The sequence below is a fragment of the Kitasatospora sp. NPDC057015 genome, from assembly GCF_042673745.1.
Lineage (GTDB): Bacteria > Actinomycetota > Actinomycetes > Streptomycetales > Streptomycetaceae > Kitasatospora.
This window is the reverse complement of record NZ_JBHUSG010000020.1, coordinates 21,553-36,904: the sequence shown is the minus strand read 5'-3', so window position 1 is coordinate 36,904 and position 15,352 is coordinate 21,553. Positions and strand designations below refer to the sequence as shown.

Below are 15,352 nucleotides of genomic sequence, written 5' to 3'. Positions count from 1 at the left end.
GGTTTCTGCGACTTGCCCGGAACGGGCATTTTGTGCGACGTCGTCACCGGCGGCGTCGAGGACTCCATCACCAGCAGCATCGGCAACTGGATCGCCAAGAGCGCCGGCGACCTCGCCAAGAGCGCCGTGGACATGGCCTCCCGGGCTGTCGACCAGACGACCGCTGTCGACCTGAACGCCGGTTGGTTCCGCACCAACTACAGCATCGTCCTGCCGATCGCGCTCGTCATGATCGTGATGACTTTCATCTTCGCGCTCGTCCGGGCGGCCTGGCGGCGCGACGGCCAGGCCCTCGCCCAGGCCGTCACCAGCACGGTGTCGTCGGTGTTCTTCGCGATGACCGCAATCACCTTCACAGGCGTCGCGGTCACCGTCGTCGAAGCCCTGTCCCGCGGCCTGTTCGAGGTGGCCAACTCCTCGATGGACGACGCGGTACGCCGCCTGGTCAAAGTCTCGATGATCACGGTGACGACCCCCCTCGGCTGGGCGGTTCCGGCGGTGGTCGCCCTCGGCTGCGCCGTCGGCGCGATCCTCTACTGGGGCATGATGATCTTCAGGAAGGTCAGCATCCTGATCCTCGTCGTCCTCGCGCCGCTCGCCGCGGCGGGCGGACCGTGGGAGCCGACCCGCGACTGGCGGCGCCGGTGGATCGAGGCCACCGCGACCGTGGTCATGTCCAAGCTCGTGATCACCATCATCATGCTGGTCGGCGTCTCCGCGATCGGAAACAGCGACACCAAGGACGGCCTCACGGCCCTCTCCGACATCATCGCCGGCCTCGTGGTGATGGCCCTGGTGCTGTGCTGCCCGTTCATGGTCTACAAGTTCGTCCACTGGGCGGGCGACGGCCAGGCACACGACCTGCACCGGTCCACCGCCGCCGGCCTGCAGACCGCCACCGCCACCGCCAAGAAGGGCGGACAGATGGCGATGAGAGCCTCCGGCGGAGGCGCCGGAGCAGCAGCCGGCGGGGCCAGTCCCCAGGGTCCCGCCGAGGTTCCCGGCATGCAGAGCGGCGGCCAGTCCTCCGGCGCCGACCCCTCGGGCGGTTCCGCCTCGGGCACGCCTTCCGCGGCGAGCCCGACCACGTTCAAGTACGGCCAGCAGCGCAGCGGTGGTGGTGACGGCGGCGTTCCGCTGGTCAGCCGCCCGGACCGGGCCGACGGCGACCGGGGCAGCCCGCTCGTCTCCCGCACCGGATCCCAGGGGGCCTCGGCGCCCTCGGGCGGCGCCGGGTCGCCGGCTGCCCGTGCCTCGGGCGGCTCACCCACCATCAAGACGCCGGGCACCGCACCCAGCAGCACCGAGTCCGGCCCGGCGTTCGATCCCGTGATCGCACCGACCGCCGGCCCCGCAGGCTCCGCCGGCTCCGGCTCCGGCTCCGGTCAGCGCTTCACGTTCCCCCAGCGCCCGCCGTCCGCCTGACAGCCCCGCAGCCCGACTCCGCCCGCGCCTTCCCCACCCCCGCCGGCCTCCCCGGCCGCAGAGATGCTTCTGCCCAGTCCTCCCGGCCTGCCCGCCGGGAGGGCCGGGGCCGGCCCCCGCACCCGGAGACTTCTTCCTGAGCACCAGCGAGACCCCCGCCACGATCAAGTTCCCCTCCCGCTCCCGCCGGGGCATCCTCCTCGGCCTGACCCTCCCCCAGCTCATCGCGACCGCCTTCGGCGGCGCTCTGCTGCTCGCCGCCTTGATGACCGTCGGCATCGTCGGCGCGTTCGCCCTCACCCCGCTGTGGATCCTGCTCGCCGTCGCCGTCGTGCTGCGTGTGCGCGGACGTTCCCTGGCCGAGTGGGCACCGATCGGCGTGCGCTACTGGCTGCGCCGCACCCGCAGGCAGCTCGTGTGGCTGGCCCGCCCCTCCACCCGGCCCAGTGTCGAGGGCCTGCTGCATCTGCCTGGCACCGCCGCCTCCCTGCGCGCCGTCACCTCCCCCGACCGGCGCCTCGGCGCCGTCCACGACCAGGCGCAGGGCACCCTCACCGCCGTCACCCGCGTCTCCTCCCGGGCGTTCGCGCTCCTCGACCCGGGAACGCAGAACAGCAACGTCACCGGCTGGGGCCGGGCCCTGGCGGCGCTGTCCCGGTCCGGGCAGATCGCACGCATCCAGGTCCTGGAGCGTACCGTCCCCGAGAGCGGCGACGCACTCCAGCGGTACTGGCTGGAGCACGGCCGGCCCAACACACCGGTGGCCGGGCCGATCTACTCCGACCTGCTCGCCGCCGCCGGCCCCGCCGCGGCCCCCCACGAGGCCTACATCGCCATCGCGCTGGACCTGCGCGTCGCCCGCCGCCTGATCAACCAGGCCGGCGGCGGCCTCTCCGGCGCGTTCGCCGTCCTCGCCCAGCTCACCGCCTCCCTCGACCAGTCCGTGCGCGGCGCCGGCCTCACCCCCGGCGGCTGGCTCACCGCGGGCGAGATCGCCGCCGTCGTGCGCACCGCCTACGACCCGGCCGTCCTCGGCGCCCTGGAGCGCTGGTCCGACTCCGGCCGCCCGGAGGCCGACATCGCCGCCGCCGGCCCGGTCGTCCTCGTCGAGGAACCGGAGAAGATCCGTACCGACTCCGCCCACCACGCCGTCTTCTGGATCGAGCAGTGGCCCCGCACCGAGACCAGCGCCGGCTTCCTGCACCAGCTGCTGTACTCGTCCGGCGTGCGGCGCACCCTCTCCCTGCACTACACCCCGCAGGGCCTGGACGCCGCCCTCAAGGACGTCCAACGCAAGAAGGCCACCATCGTGGCCGACGCCGCCGAACGCGTGCGCCGCGGGCAGATCGACTCGGAAGCCGACTCCGTGGAGTACGCCGACGTCAAACGGCGCGAACTGCAGCTGATCGCCGGCCACTCCGACGTCGCCATGACCGGCCTGCTCGTCGTCTCCGCCGACGACGCCGAGGATCTCTCCGGCGCCTGCGCGCAGGTCGAGACCGCCGCCGTCGCCGCACTGATCGACCTGCGACGCCTCACCCTCCAGCAGGCCGAAGCCTTCACCGCCGCCGCCCTCCCGCTGGCCCGCCTCTGACCGCCGAAGGGCACCTCTCTTGCACGACGAGACGACCCTGATCGGGTTCGCCACCACCGCCCTCGCCTTCCACGGCGACACCGAGCTGACCTGCGACCAGCCGCTCTCGCGCGTCGAACTCGACGCCCTGCACGAACACGCCGTCGCACTTCACATGCTCCTCGACCGGGGCACCGTCCGCACCCGCGCCCACGAAGCCGCCGAGGGCGACCAGCTCCACAACGCCCGGATCCGGACCTGGCAGGCCAGCGAACACCTGCACGCCGCCTACCACGCCGCCCCGCGCGCCGACGGCCGGACACCCACCCGCGAAGCCTGCGCGCTGCGCCTTCCCGAGGGCGCAACTGACCTGACGATCTGCCAGCGCCACGTCAAGGCATCGCGCCGGGTCCGCCTCTTCACCACCCCCACCGACCTGATCCGCCGATGAGCCCCGGAAGGACCGCCCGCCCTTGAGCAAGCGCACCAGCGCCAGCGCCCTGTTCACGCCCAGCCGCAGCGGCCGGGCGCTTCGCCGCCAGGCCGGCCGAGACCTCGCCGCGGCCCAGCGCGAGGCCCGCCTCGCCGACCAGCCCCGCCGTCGCACCGCTGCCCAGGGCGACGAACTCGACGCCCGCCCCGTCTATCCCGCCGCCGGCCGACCCGGCCCCGCCTCCGCCCGCGGCGGCAGGCTCCGCCTGCCCCCGCACCGCATGACCACCGCCGTCGCGGGCGGAGCGTTCCCCTTCCTCGCGGAGGGAGGCCTCGGCGCCGGAGGCATATACATCGGCCGCGACGTCCACGCCGAGGCGGGATTCAGCTTCGACCCCTTCGAGCTGTACGGGCGCATCGAAGGGTTCACGAATCCGAACCTGCTGCTCGCTGGCGTCATCGGCATGGGCAAGAGCGCGCTCGCCAAATCCCTTGCCCTGCGCAGCATCGCCCATGGCTACAAGGTCTACGTGCCCTGCGACCCCAAGGGCGAGTGGACGGGCGTGGCCGAGGCGCTCGGCGGGCGGACCATCGCGCTCGGCCCCGGAATGAGCGGCAGGCTCAACCCCCTGGACGCGCCCACCGCACCCGCCGGATCCGACCCGGCGGACTGGGCGAGCGAGGTCCGCAAGCGGCGCCTGCTGCTGCTCGCGAGTCTGGCCCGCACCGTGCTGCACCGCGACCTGGCGCCGATGGAGCACACCGCCCTCGACGTTGCCCTCGACGAGGTCGTCGCCGACGCGGAGCGCACCGGCCGTGTCCCCCTACTCGGTGACGTCGCCGCGATGCTCGGCAGCGCCCGCCGCCTCGACGACGCGCTCGGCGACCCGGCCCGGCGCCTGGGCGCCGCCGCCGAAGACCTCGCCCACGCCCTGCGCCGACTCGTCCAGGGCGACCTGGCCGCGATGTTCGACGCACCCAGCACCGTCGAATTCGACCCCGGTGCGCCGATGCTCACGATCGACCTGTCCACGCTCGGCTCCGCCGGCGACGACACCGGCCTGATCCTGGCCATGACCTGCGCCTCAGCCTGGATGGAAGCCGCCCTGTCCGACCCGTCCGGCGGACGCCGCTGGATCGTCTACGACGAGGCGTGGCGCCTGATGCGCCACCTGCCGCTGCTGGAGCGCATGCAGCAGCAGTGGAAACTGTCGCGAGGCCTCGGCATCGCCAACCTCCTGGTGATCCACCGCCTCTCCGACCTGCTGTCGGCCGGTGACGCCGGATCCCGCGGCCGAGCCCTGGCGGAAGGCCTGCTCACCGACTGCGCCACCCGCATCATCTACCGCCAGGAACCCGACCAACTCGCCGCCACCGCGAGCCTGCTCGGCCTGACCGGCGTCGAGACCCAGGCCATCGCCGCCCTCACCCGCGGCCGGGGCCTCTACAAGATCGCCGGCCGGTCGTTCGTCGTCCAACATCTCCTGCACCCGGCCGAACGGCAGCTGTTCGACACCGACTCCAGAATGCTGGCCGGTCCTGAAATGCCGGCCGCCGCCAAGGCGTAGCCACCACCCCGTCACCCCACGGAACCAACCGCACCTTCGCCTCAACTCTAGGACACGATCATCGACTTCCATCCCACGGCCGACACGTTCCCCATGCTCGACGACGAGGAACTGCTCGCCCTCGCCGAGGACATCAAAGCCCATGGCCAGTACCAGCCGATCATGCTCGACGTGCAGGGACGGCTCCTCGATGGCCGCAACCGCCTCAAGGCCTGCGAGATCGCCGGCGTCGAGCCCGAGTTCGCCACCTACGACGGGCCCGACCCGGCCAACTTTGCCCTGCAGATCAACATCCGCCGACGCAGCCTGACGAAGGGCCAGGTCGCCATGGTCACCGCGCGGACCCGTTCAGCGGCTGAACAAGAGGGCCGTTCTGCGTCCGAACAGTCCGCGCGTTCAGCCGCTGAACAGGCCGGGGTCTCCCTCGGGCGGCTCGGCCAGGCCATGACCGTCGTGCGCCACGCTCCCGGCCTGGTGGACCAAGTCATCAGCGGCGCTGTCGGCCTGGACGAGGCGTACAAGACCGCCCGCGAGGCCAAGGCGCAGGCGGAATCCGGCGAGTCGCAGCTCGCCCGGCTGCGCGCTGAGGACCCGGAGCTGGCGGACAAGGTGGTCGAGGGTGAACTCAGCCTTCCCGCCGCCTGGGCGGAGCGCAAGGAGCGCGCCGAGGAGGAGGTCCGCCGGCGCCGGGTCGCCACCCAGTTCCTGTGCGAGGTGGTCCCGCCGCTCGCGCAGTCCCGCGGCACCGACACGGTGGCGCTCTACGACCAGCAGTTCATGCTGACCGGCCGGGCGATCACCGGCGAAGTGATCGAGCAGGCGATGGCGGCCCTGGCCGAGATGGCCCAGGCGTGGCGGGAGCGTGAGGCCGCATGAGCGGGATCGCCGACATCCGGCTGCACGAGATCGTCGAGGAGGCTGCCCGCGCCGTCACCGACGACACCGGCCGCTTCCACAAGGGCGCCTTCGAGGCCGAGGTCCGCCGGCGGCTGTCCGCCGAGGACCTGGACCTGCATGTCCAGGCCGCGGCCATGGACAAGCTCGCGCACGGCCTGGTGCGCGGTTGGGGCGAGCGCCGCAGCCCCAACCCGCGACGCAAGGCCGGCATGTTCCATCCCAAGGGCATCCTCAAGCTGGGCTCCGGGATGTGGGTGTGGATGGACTCCGCCACGCCGACCGACCTCCTGGAATGGGGCCGGCTGTCCAGCCGCAACCTCGCCCGGGTGGCGCAGGCCGAGACCGTGCGGCAGGACTACGTCGCCGAGCGGCTCGACGCCTTCCGCCTGCACGCCGGGCTCCTGCTCGGCGAGCTGGAAAGGATCGTCTTCGGCTACGTCCACGACCCCGACGCCGACCCGGACCTCGACGTCGCGTAGCCGGTTGCCGCATCCGCGCCCAACTCCATTATCAGGAAAGGAGGTCCGTGCCCCCCTCTCCCTTCATCACCATCGCCGCTGACCCCACGCTCGGCACTCTCGCCGCCGTCGGCATCGACCGCACCACCCGCCAGCTGCTGGAGCGGGCCGGCTTCGTACGCGACGACGCGACCGGGCTGCACCGCCTGCGCCGCAGCACCTCCGCGGCCGTGGGAACCCGCATCGCCGCCGACGCCACCCGCCTGCTCACCGGCGCCGGGTACCGCGTCGTTCGCCTGTACTCCGAGGCCGAGCAGCAGGAGGCGCTCGCGCCATGCGCTCAACCGGAACGGGTCATGACGCGCGAACCGGGGACGATCTGGATGCATCACGTCGCGGCCGACATCGCATCGGGCCAGCTGGTCGTCCACGCGCGCTCCAGTGCGGCTGACGGGACCTACCTGCTGGCCGAGTACCCGGCGACCGGGGAGGCAGCCGTCCTCACGACCGAGGGCAACGGCTTCTTCGGCGCGACCCACTACGCGGACCTCGACCGGGCGAAGGAGGCGTTCGGCCACCCGCTGGCACTCCCGCCGCCACCGCGCGAGCACGGCAGGGCCGCCGCGGCGTCGGCCTCCCCCACCGGCGACCACATGCCGCCCGGAGCGCCGGCTGAGACGGCTGCCCGCCCGGCGGTGACCGCCCCGGCGGCCCCGCCCACCGGCCCGCGGCGATGACCGCACCCTGCGGCGGGGGGCAGTCGTCCTGAGCGTCATCTCCTTCGGCTGGGACTTCGACCACGGCGAGTTCGCTTTCACCGGAGGCGAGCCGGCGCCGGTGGTGCGCACGATCCTCGACCACTGCGGCTTCGAGCAACCGGTCCCGGAGCTGGCCGCGTGGGGCTTGGCCCACTACGACTACGACAGGGACCAGCAGATCACGGCCGCCGCCACCGCCGTCGACCTCCTGGTCGTGGCCGGGCAGCGGGTCGGCAACTGGCACGCTCCTGAGCAGGGCCCTGCCGACGTCGTACGGCACTTCCGGTGGCTGCGCGACACGGGTCCGTTTCCCGACTCCGAAGAGGTCGCCCGCGCGGCGGCGGCCGAGGCCCGGATCCGGCTGTCGGCCCACGACCTCGACCCCGTCTCGCGGGCGGCGACCGAGGAGGTCGCGCAGGGCCTGCTGCGGGTGGAGGCCCGGCGCACCCTCGACGGCACCGAGTGGCTGCTCGCGACGCCGCGCGGCGAGCCGGACCACTACGTCGGCCTGGTGCACGTCCTCGGGAACGGCTTCTTCGGCGTCACCGACGACTACGCCCCGTGGTACGCCGGACAGGCGCGCCTCGACTTCCGCGTCAGCATCCTGCGCGAGACCCGGCCTCCGAAGTCCGCCCGAGCCCGCGCCGCCGTCCGCACCACCCTCACCCTCCTGCGTGCGAACCGATCGGCCGGCGCCCCGGTGCAACCGCCGGCCGGGCCGCCGTCGCGCACCGTCCGGCGCCCCTGAAGATCCCCACTTCCACTTCTCCTTCTTCACTCCCCCGAGGTCCCTTGCCTGCCGACATCACCTTCACTCCCGGCGCGGACGGCGCGATCATCGCCCGCGTCGCCCCGGGCACCGCCGACGGCGCCCGCCGACTCCTGGAGGACCACGACGCGGTCCGCGAACCCGGCGGCGACACCTGGACGTTCGCCGGAGCCGACGCCGTCGCCCGAGCCGCCCGCGCCGCGTTCCTCCTGAACGCCGGCGAGCTGGACGTCGAGACCCACACGGGGCCCGTCGCCCGCGAGCACACCGTCGCCCCGGTGGACGGCGCGGACGTCGTCTTCGCCCGCCACCCCACCGACGGGATCGTCGCCGCCACCGCCACGGACTCCACCGAGGGCCTGGTCCCCGACGTCCTGCGCCGCTTCGGATTCGGGCACGACGGCAGCGCCCCCGACCGGGACATCTACCTGCCCCCCGCCGGACAGAGCGAGCATGAGGCGCTGGTGAGCGCCGCCCGGGCGAGCCTGGTCCTGCAGGGCCTCGGCTTCCAGGTCGCCACCCGCGGCCTCGCCACGCCCCCGGCCAGCGCCGACCGGCTCGCCGAGGCGGCCGAGGACCTCGCCGTCGAGCAGGTGAACCTGCGCTCGATCACCGACAGCCGCGACATCGCCGACCTGCTGGACGCCGCCGTCGACGAGCGCACCGGCGCGATGCACCACCTCACCGGCCTGCTGGAGGACATCGGCGAGTGGACCACGGCACTGCCCGCCGACGCCGGCCGCCAGATCCGCGGCCGCATCAACGAGGTGCGCGTGGCCAGCGCCGAGCTGCTCGCCGACCTCAGCGACCTGCAACGCGAACTCGTTGACCTCGACGAGGCCGTGGACGCCCCCGTCGCCTCCGTCGTCTCCGCGCGCTCGGCCCGCTCCAGCGCCGCCACCGCCGCCACGGCTGCCGCCGCCCACGCCGCGTACCCCAGCCCGATCCTGCAGGCCGCCTCCGCCACCTCCACCGTCACCCGGCCCGCCGCCGCCTCTCTCTAGGAGCCACATATCACCGACCTCCCCGCCCTACGGATCGTCCGGCACCCGGTGCACGGCGTCGCGGTGACCGGCCTCGACCACGCGACCTACCAGCACCGCCGCCTGCTCGCCGACTACGGGTTCACCCCGCTCCAGGGCAGCGACGAGCTGGTCCTCACCGGACAGACCGACAACATCTTCATCCACGCCCGCCAGACCGTCGCGACCCTGCGCTCCACCGGCGCCCACGTGGATGCCGACCCGGCGTTCGACTACGACCAGCACCCCGGCCACACCAGCCCCGCCACCGTCACCGCCGGCGCGGACCCCCGCATCGTCACCGCCGGCGCCGACATCGCCGTCGGCGCCCACCCGGAGCACCGCATCGTCGCCACCAACCACCGCGACAACCCGGACGCCGCCCGCCTCCTCGCCCGACACGGCTTCTACCGCACACCGGACCACCCGACGATGTTCTCGCTGACCCAGCCGGACAGAGACGGCCTTCGGCGGGCCACGGACGCAGTCACCGCACTGCGTGCGGCCGGACTGAGCGTCACCGCCGACCTCCCGTACGAGCCCCGCACCACGGCCGAGGACCCCTTCCTCACCCGCGTCATCAAGGCCGACGAGCAGGCCCCGAAGCCGCCCTCCCACACCGGCCCCGGCGACCCGTTCCTGACCGAGGTCGTGCGCGCCGACCCGCGGGAGAAGGCCGGCGAGGCGGCGCCCGCCGCACCGAAGACCGCCGACCCCGAAGGGCCGGACCGCTTCAACACCCGCCTGCACCCCACTGCCCCGGCCGTGAGCCCCGCACCGGACGCCCGGACGGCAGCACTGGTGACCAACCGGCAGGACACGCTCGCGGCGATCGAGCAGATCCTCTCCGCTCTCTCCCAGCAGCTGCGTGACGACCCGCAGGCACTGGACCCCGCGCAGGTAGCCGCCGTTCTCTCCGACGCCCAGACCACACTCGGCGGGGTGCGCCAGGACCTGGAGACGATCTCCGCCGCCACACCGGCCAGCACCCGCACCCGCACCGGCGCGAGCGCGCCGGCCGCTCGGCCGGCCGCCACCGCGACACTCGGCGCCCGTGCGCAGGCCGCCCGCGCCACCAGCCTGCGTCTTGGCCGCGTCAGCGCCGCGCAGCCCGTCGAGGCCGCCACCAAACCCGTCGACCCGCGCCGCGAATACAGCATCCACACCCGCTGACCGCCTCGAAGGAGATCCGCACCATGGCCGTCCGAACCCGATGGGTAACAACGCACGCCTGCGGGCACGAGGTCGAGCACGACCTGGCCGCCCGCCCGGCCGACCGGCGTGCTGGCTACGCCCGCTGGCTCGCCGGGCGGGACTGCACCGACTGCTGGCGCGCCCACCGCGACGGCAACGCCGCCGACCGCGCTGCCTGGCTGGAGAACAAGCGCGCCGAGGAACAGAGCGCCGCCGCCGAGTGGGCCGCGCGGTTCCGGATGCCGCTGCTGGACGGCCCCGAGAAGGCCATCGCGTGGGGCGAGCGTTCCCGCCACCAGCTGATGGCCGGCGCCTACCGCGACCTGGTCGTCGAGGGCTCCCTCGACGAGGCCGCCTGGCAGGAGATCGAGGAGCAGGCCCGCACCGTCGACCGCGCGGGCTGGTGGATCGACCAGCGCGAAGCACCGCCCGGTGACCTGCCCGAGCTTCTGGCCGCCGCCACCGACGCCGACCGCAGCACCGAGAACCCGTACTAACAGCTAAGGCACGCAGCCCACTTGAGTCCGACCGCCGCTCTCTCCCTCAGCCAGCCCGACGACGCCGACTGCTCGCGCATCGCCTCCTGGGCGGTGCGCCGCCTGGGCGACACCCTCGCCGACAGCGAGCTGCCCGGCGACATCGCCCGCCCGCTCGCCCTGCTGGAGCCCCTGCTCCACGAGGTCGAGGAGACCCTACGCCTGGCCGCCGAGTCAGTCCTCGGCGCCAACCCCACCCCCCCGGCGCGTGCCGCGGCCGAGCAGCTGGGGCAGGCCAGTGCCACCACCGTCCTGCTGCGCCTGCACCTGGAGCAGATCACCACCCAACTGCGCGGCTACGGAACGGACTTCCCCACCGAGACCGCCGGACTGTCCCCGCGGGCCGCCGCCGCCCAGCGCACCACCCCCAGGGCCGGACACGACCCGCGCTCCACCTCGATGCCCGCCCCCGCGCCGGCCACCGCGGTGAGCGCCGGCGTCAACGCCGTTGTGGCGATGCGGCGGTGAGCGAACCGGTCCGCATCACCCCGGGCTCCTTCGGCTACGCCGAAGTGCACGGAGCGGACGAGGCGGCCCTCGCGCTGCTGGCCCCGCTCGGGTTCGCCCCGCCGCGCCGCGCCCCGAGCCCGGTCTCCCTCCACACCGTCGACGGGCCGCTCACCCGGCTCTCCCTGATCGGCGAGGCCGCCCGCCGCCTGGAGCGGGCCGGCTACGCCGTCGAGGTCGACCCGCAGCTGCGGCTCTCCCCCGCCGCGGAGCAGGCGCTGGAGATCCTCGGCGAGCTGAGCGAGCGGCTCAGCGAACTGGGCGACCTGCTGGCCGACATGGACAACGTCCACGACCTGGCAGACGTCGCCGGGCAGATGGTCACCGGCCCGGGCAACCCGGTGGACGCCGCCCGCGACGCGTTCACGACCGGAGCGCAGGCCGTCCGGCGCATCAGCGGCTTCCCGTTCGAGCGGGAGGGGATCGCCGACTGGTTCCAGGCCGGCGCAGAGGCCACTGCCCGGATGGCGGCGCTCGCCTCCGGAACCGCCTACCCGCCGCCGGCCGACCCGTTCGCGACGCGCGCGGAAGCCGCCCGCGCCTGCTCCCCGGCCGCCAGCACCGCCACCTGCGCGCCGATCAGCGCCACCGCGGCAACCACCTACCCCGCCCCCGACCTCCGGAGAGTCCGCGCTTGACCCAGCCCACGCCATCGCAGTCCTACGCCCAACACCTGCGGGCGCTCGCCGACCGCCTCGACGCCCAGCACGACCAGGACGGCCGGCCCACCCAGCCCGGCCAGGCTCTGCTCCAGATCCTCATAGCCCGCGACGGGCTGTTCCCACTCACCCGCGAGGTGGCAGCCACCGTCCGCACCGACCTCGACGGCTGGCACGAGGCCCTGCGCCCCGACCCGTCCAGCTCAGCTCTGTACGACCTCAGCCACCGGATCGCCGAGGCCGACGACGCCATCGCCGACGCTCTCACGGAGGCCGCGCTGCAATTCCCGTCGGTGATGTACCTGATGGCCGACCACGCCGGCCCCGCCCCGGCCGCCGCAGCAGCCCTCGCGGTGGAGCAGCGACTGTGGAACGGGCCCCAGGTCCGAGGTGGCGAGCGGGTGCACCTCTTCTGGCCGGACGGCTCGACGCACGCACCGGTGCTCGGCCTGGCGCAGGCCGATGGCGGCTACGTCGATCCCTACGGGAGTGTCCTGTTCACGCGGGCGGTCGCCGAGCAGGTCATCGCCGACCTGCTCGGCGACAACGCCGACTTCCAGGCCGCGTTCGAGCCCGACGGGTCGCTGCTCTACACCTGGCCCCAGGGCTATGACGGCAAGGGCGGCCGGATGCACGTCGTCCCCGACGACCGCGGTCTCTACGCAATCGGCGGCCAGTGGCCGTGGGACTACCGCAGGCCCGGCAACGCCGACAGCCTCCCCCGCGCACAGGCCGCCCGGATCGCCTCCCGCACGCTGGTGCCCCCGGGCGGAGTACCCGAGGCAGGCGCCCAGCCGAGCGCCCCGGTCTACCCCACGACGACGGGCCGGGCCCGGTGACCGGCTCATCCAGGCCGAGGGACGCCACCGCTGCTCTGCGTGAGGTCGCGGACCGGATCCGCGCCGCCTCCGGCCCTGCGGAGGTCGCCGCCCTGGTCGAGGAGATCACCCGTAACGGCGGCACGCTGGAGGCCCTCTCCGACGCGGTCGCCACCGCCAGCCGGTGGGTCGAGGCCCGGCCCGACGGCGGGGACCTGTGGCAGTCGCTCGGCCGCGCCGCGGACGAGATCTGGGAAGCCGGCGCCGAACTCGGCGAACTTCCCACCCAGCTGCGTGCCCTGCCGACCGGCGCGGCCCGGATCCGCTCCGCCAGCGTCCCGCATGCCCAGGCCGCCACGACGCCCGCCACCGCGAAGCCGCCGCCCGCCTCCTCCGTGCACCGCCGCCGCTGATTCACACGCACCTGGACGGAGAGAAAGTCCGATGACGAGAGAGGACGAGTTCCTCGTCCGCCCCCGCTACCTGGCGGGCGCCGGAGAGATCGGCCGCGTCCTCCAGCCGCTGGTCCAGGTGCACGGCTGGCCGCACGAGAACGACCCCGCCACCGGGCGGCTCGCGGCCAGCAGCCCGTGCGGCCGGATCGAGGTCGCCGCCGAGCACGCCGTCTTCCATCTCTGGCGGATCACCGTCCGGGCCCGGCCGCAGGATGCGCAGCTGCTGTGGTGGGCGACGTTCACCAAGGAGACGCCGGTGGAGATCGTCGGTGCCCTCGTCCAGGCCCTCGCCGCGGACCGGCACATCGCCCCCGAGGAGATCGTCGCCGAGTGGCCCGGCCACCCGACCACCGCGTGGCGACCGCTCCTCAAGGCCGGCTGGAGCGCATCCAACCTGACCGCCCTGTACTTCCAGGACCCGGACGGCAGCAGCATCACCGTCCACGCCTCCCCGGGGGCGGGCAGCACCGTCGTCGACGGCATCCGCGTCACCTCCCCCGACGGCACCACGACACTGGAGCACACCCCCAAGCCGGACCGCCTGTTCGGCGAGGGCGTCGGCCCCTGGATGATCGACGCCACCTTCGGCCCCGACTGGGAAGACCAGTGGACCGCGGTCCTGTCCGCCCGGACCCCGGTGCGCTACCTGAACATGCTCACCTCCGCGCTCGCCAACCCCGCGCCCGTCGTACGGACCCGCCAGCAGATCAGCGCCGCCACCCGCGCCGCCGCTGCCGCCACCCGCACCGCGCCACCCCGCTCGGCCAACCCCTTCGGCCATGTGGAGGCCGACTTCGCCAGGTCGGATCCCCGCCACCCCAACCAGGGCCACCCCCGCCGCTGACCAGAGAAGGGCCCTGTCCTGACCGAACTGATCACCATCGCCCGCTTCCCCGCCGCCGACGGCACCACCGCGAGCGCCTGGGCCCAGGCCCCCGACCTCGCCAGCCGCACCCTCCTCGTCCGCGCGGGCTTCTCCACCGACGAACCGGGCGGCCCCAGCCCGGTCTACACGGCCGAGGGCCACGGCCAGAGCGACGTCCACCAGCGCATCCGCCTCGCGGAGCGGATGCTCTCCGACGCCGGGTACGCCACCCGCATCGTCCCGCCGCTGCCACTGCAGCGGATCGAGCGGACGCCCGTGACCGGCCGGGACTGGTCCTACCTCCAGGCCAGGCTCGTCACCGCGACCGCCGAGGCCTACGGCGCCACCACCGCCGCCGACATCTCGGATGCCGTCATGCCGGTGATGGACCCCGAAGGCGGCGTGCTGGAGCGGATCACCGCGCTGCTGGACACCGCAGCCCAGCGCCTGTCCGCACTCGCCGATCACGACCCCTCCGCCCGCACGCTGGCCCAGGCCCTGCAGGACGCGAGCAGCACCCTGACGCAGGCCGGATACCGCATCGCCGAGGCGGATACCCCTGCCGTCAACACGGCCGAGTCCGCGTACTCCGCCCGCGCCGACGCCGCCCACGCCCGCACCGCGTCGGCAGCCTCGCCGTCGCCGACAGCAGCTGCTTCCGCCGCCGGCGTGCTTCGGCCCCGCACCGGCGCGCTCACCCGGTAACCCCTTCCGGTCGCCGCCAACTACCGCCGCCCCGCCCGGGGCGCTGACGAAACGTGTCCCGCCCTGATCCCTTCCATCACCCGCTACGCCAGCACCCGCGACCTGCTGGTCTCCGCCCAGCACCACGCCCTGCGAGCGGCCGGCCGGTCCCAGCCCCGGATCATCGCCGCCTGGCGCCCGGTCCCGCAGCTTCCACCACCGGGCACCGCCGAACTGGACATGCTCGTCACCGACCTGGACGCCGACCTCGCACGACTGCGCCCGGAGCAGGAGCGAAGGCCCGGGCGCTCCCGGGACGTATGGCACTGCACGCTACGAGCCCACCCGGACTCCGCGCCGCTGAGCGACGCCCGCTGGGAGGACGCCGTCCGGCGGGTCCTGGCGGCCACCGGCATCGCACCCGGCCACGACCCGATGGCCTGCCGGTGGATCGCACTGCGCGTGGACAGCCACGAGGTGCGCATCATCGCGCCGCTGGCCCGCCGCGACGGCCTGCCACCGCGTGTCGACCGGGACACCTCCCGGGCCATGGCCGCCTGCCAGCTCCTCGACCGCGACACCGGCCCCGGTGCGGGCCGCCGCAGCGGCGCCACCGCGAGCAGCAGCAGCCCACCCGATGCCCGGCTCCAGCAGTCCGGACCGCCACATCCCTGGGCGGCGCCCGCCACCGCACATCCCGGACGCCGCCCCCGCTAGCCGAAAGGCACCCAC

The 15,352-nt window shown here is 74.0% G+C and carries 18 protein-coding genes; all 18 read left to right on the top strand.

Annotated features, from left to right (window positions below; translation table 11 throughout):
• The first annotated feature begins 30 nt into the window (after positions 1–30).
• Positions 31–1,425: a conjugal transfer protein TrbL family protein gene (locus tag ACFTWP_RS20160; protein WP_380265960.1), complete on the top strand. Its 1,395-nt coding sequence runs from the start codon at positions 31–33 to the stop codon at positions 1,423–1,425.
• A 136-nt stretch (positions 1,426–1,561) separates the two neighbouring features.
• Complete coding sequence (locus ACFTWP_RS20155; RefSeq protein WP_380266048.1) at positions 1,562–3,019, top strand: SCO6880 family protein; 1,458 nt, start codon at positions 1,562–1,564, stop codon at positions 3,017–3,019.
• 19 nt (positions 3,020–3,038) lie between these two features.
• Entirely contained in the window at positions 3,039–3,449 is a 411-nt protein-coding gene (locus tag ACFTWP_RS20150; protein WP_380265959.1) for a DUF6238 family protein, read from the top strand.
• A 22-nt stretch (positions 3,450–3,471) separates the two neighbouring features.
• Positions 3,472–4,998: an ATP-binding protein gene (locus ACFTWP_RS20145; protein WP_380265958.1), complete on the top strand. Its 1,527-nt coding sequence runs from the start codon at positions 3,472–3,474 to the stop codon at positions 4,996–4,998.
• 93 nt (positions 4,999–5,091) lie between these two features.
• Positions 5,092–5,874, top strand: a complete 783-nt coding sequence (locus ACFTWP_RS20140) for a ParB N-terminal domain-containing protein (protein WP_380265957.1) — start codon at positions 5,092–5,094, stop codon at positions 5,872–5,874.
• Positions 5,871–6,374, top strand: coding sequence for a hypothetical protein (locus tag ACFTWP_RS20135; RefSeq protein ID WP_380265956.1), 504 nt, complete (start codon positions 5,871–5,873; stop codon positions 6,372–6,374). Before ACFTWP_RS20140 ends, ACFTWP_RS20135 begins: the two co-directional genes overlap by 4 nt.
• A gap of 47 nt (positions 6,375–6,421) precedes the next feature.
• The gene (locus ACFTWP_RS20130) at positions 6,422–7,090 is read left to right on the top strand and encodes a hypothetical protein (protein ID WP_380265955.1); all 669 of its coding nucleotides are present in this window, start codon (positions 6,422–6,424) and stop codon (positions 7,088–7,090) included.
• Between the two features lie 100 nt (positions 7,091–7,190).
• The gene (locus ACFTWP_RS20125; RefSeq protein WP_380265954.1) at positions 7,191–7,859 is read left to right on the top strand and encodes a hypothetical protein; all 669 of its coding nucleotides are present in this window, start codon (positions 7,191–7,193) and stop codon (positions 7,857–7,859) included.
• Between the two features lie 44 nt (positions 7,860–7,903).
• A complete protein-coding gene (locus ACFTWP_RS20120; protein ID WP_380265953.1) occupies positions 7,904–8,884 on the top strand; it encodes a hypothetical protein in 981 nt (326 codons plus the stop codon).
• Positions 8,885–8,932: 48 nt separating this feature from the next.
• On the top strand, positions 8,933–10,075 hold the full coding sequence (locus ACFTWP_RS20115) for a hypothetical protein (protein WP_380265952.1): 1,143 nt from the start codon (positions 8,933–8,935) through the stop codon (positions 10,073–10,075).
• A gap of 23 nt (positions 10,076–10,098) precedes the next feature.
• A complete protein-coding gene (locus ACFTWP_RS20110; protein WP_380265951.1) occupies positions 10,099–10,593 on the top strand; it encodes a hypothetical protein in 495 nt (164 codons plus the stop codon).
• A 21-nt stretch (positions 10,594–10,614) separates the two neighbouring features.
• On the top strand, positions 10,615–11,100 hold the full coding sequence (locus ACFTWP_RS20105) for a hypothetical protein (protein ID WP_380265950.1): 486 nt from the start codon (positions 10,615–10,617) through the stop codon (positions 11,098–11,100).
• A complete protein-coding gene (locus ACFTWP_RS20100) occupies positions 11,097–11,777 on the top strand; it encodes a hypothetical protein (protein WP_380265949.1) in 681 nt (226 codons plus the stop codon). The genes ACFTWP_RS20105 and ACFTWP_RS20100 overlap by 4 nt, the downstream gene beginning before the upstream one ends.
• The gene (locus ACFTWP_RS20095; RefSeq protein WP_380265948.1) at positions 11,774–12,637 is read left to right on the top strand and encodes a hypothetical protein; all 864 of its coding nucleotides are present in this window, start codon (positions 11,774–11,776) and stop codon (positions 12,635–12,637) included. The genes ACFTWP_RS20100 and ACFTWP_RS20095 overlap by 4 nt, the downstream gene beginning before the upstream one ends.
• Positions 12,634–13,029 (top strand): hypothetical protein, encoded by a 396-nt coding sequence (locus ACFTWP_RS20090; protein WP_380265947.1) that lies wholly within the window; start codon positions 12,634–12,636, stop codon positions 13,027–13,029. The genes ACFTWP_RS20095 and ACFTWP_RS20090 overlap by 4 nt, the downstream gene beginning before the upstream one ends.
• A 31-nt stretch (positions 13,030–13,060) precedes the next feature.
• Complete coding sequence (locus ACFTWP_RS20085) at positions 13,061–13,915, top strand: DUF317 domain-containing protein (protein WP_380265946.1); 855 nt, start codon at positions 13,061–13,063, stop codon at positions 13,913–13,915.
• Between the two features lie 225 nt (positions 13,916–14,140).
• Positions 14,141–14,641 carry a hypothetical protein gene (locus ACFTWP_RS20080; protein WP_380265945.1) on the top strand — a complete coding sequence of 167 codons (501 nt, stop codon included), beginning with the start codon at positions 14,141–14,143 and terminating at the stop codon, positions 14,639–14,641.
• A gap of 219 nt (positions 14,642–14,860) precedes the next feature.
• Positions 14,861–15,337: a hypothetical protein gene (locus ACFTWP_RS20075; RefSeq protein ID WP_380265944.1), complete on the top strand. Its 477-nt coding sequence runs from the start codon at positions 14,861–14,863 to the stop codon at positions 15,335–15,337.
• Positions 15,338–15,352: the final 15 nt, after the last annotated feature.

Excerpts from the sequence above, each read along its gene's own strand:
- ACFTWP_RS20110 (WP_380265951.1), top strand. The coding sequence starts at position 10,099 with ATGGCCGTCCGAACCCGATGGGTAACAACGCACGCCTGCGGGCACGAG.
- ACFTWP_RS20080 (WP_380265945.1), top strand. The coding sequence starts at position 14,141 with ATGCTCTCCGACGCCGGGTACGCCACCCGCATCGTCCCGCCGCTGCCA.
- ACFTWP_RS20085 (WP_380265946.1), top strand. The coding sequence starts at position 13,061 with ATGACGAGAGAGGACGAGTTCCTCGTCCGCCCCCGCTACCTGGCGGGC.
- ACFTWP_RS20075 (WP_380265944.1), top strand. The coding sequence starts at position 14,861 with ATGCTCGTCACCGACCTGGACGCCGACCTCGCACGACTGCGCCCGGAG.
- ACFTWP_RS20135 (WP_380265956.1), top strand. The coding sequence starts at position 5,871 with ATGAGCGGGATCGCCGACATCCGGCTGCACGAGATCGTCGAGGAGGCT.
- ACFTWP_RS20140 (WP_380265957.1), top strand. The coding sequence starts at position 5,092 with ATGCTCGACGACGAGGAACTGCTCGCCCTCGCCGAGGACATCAAAGCC.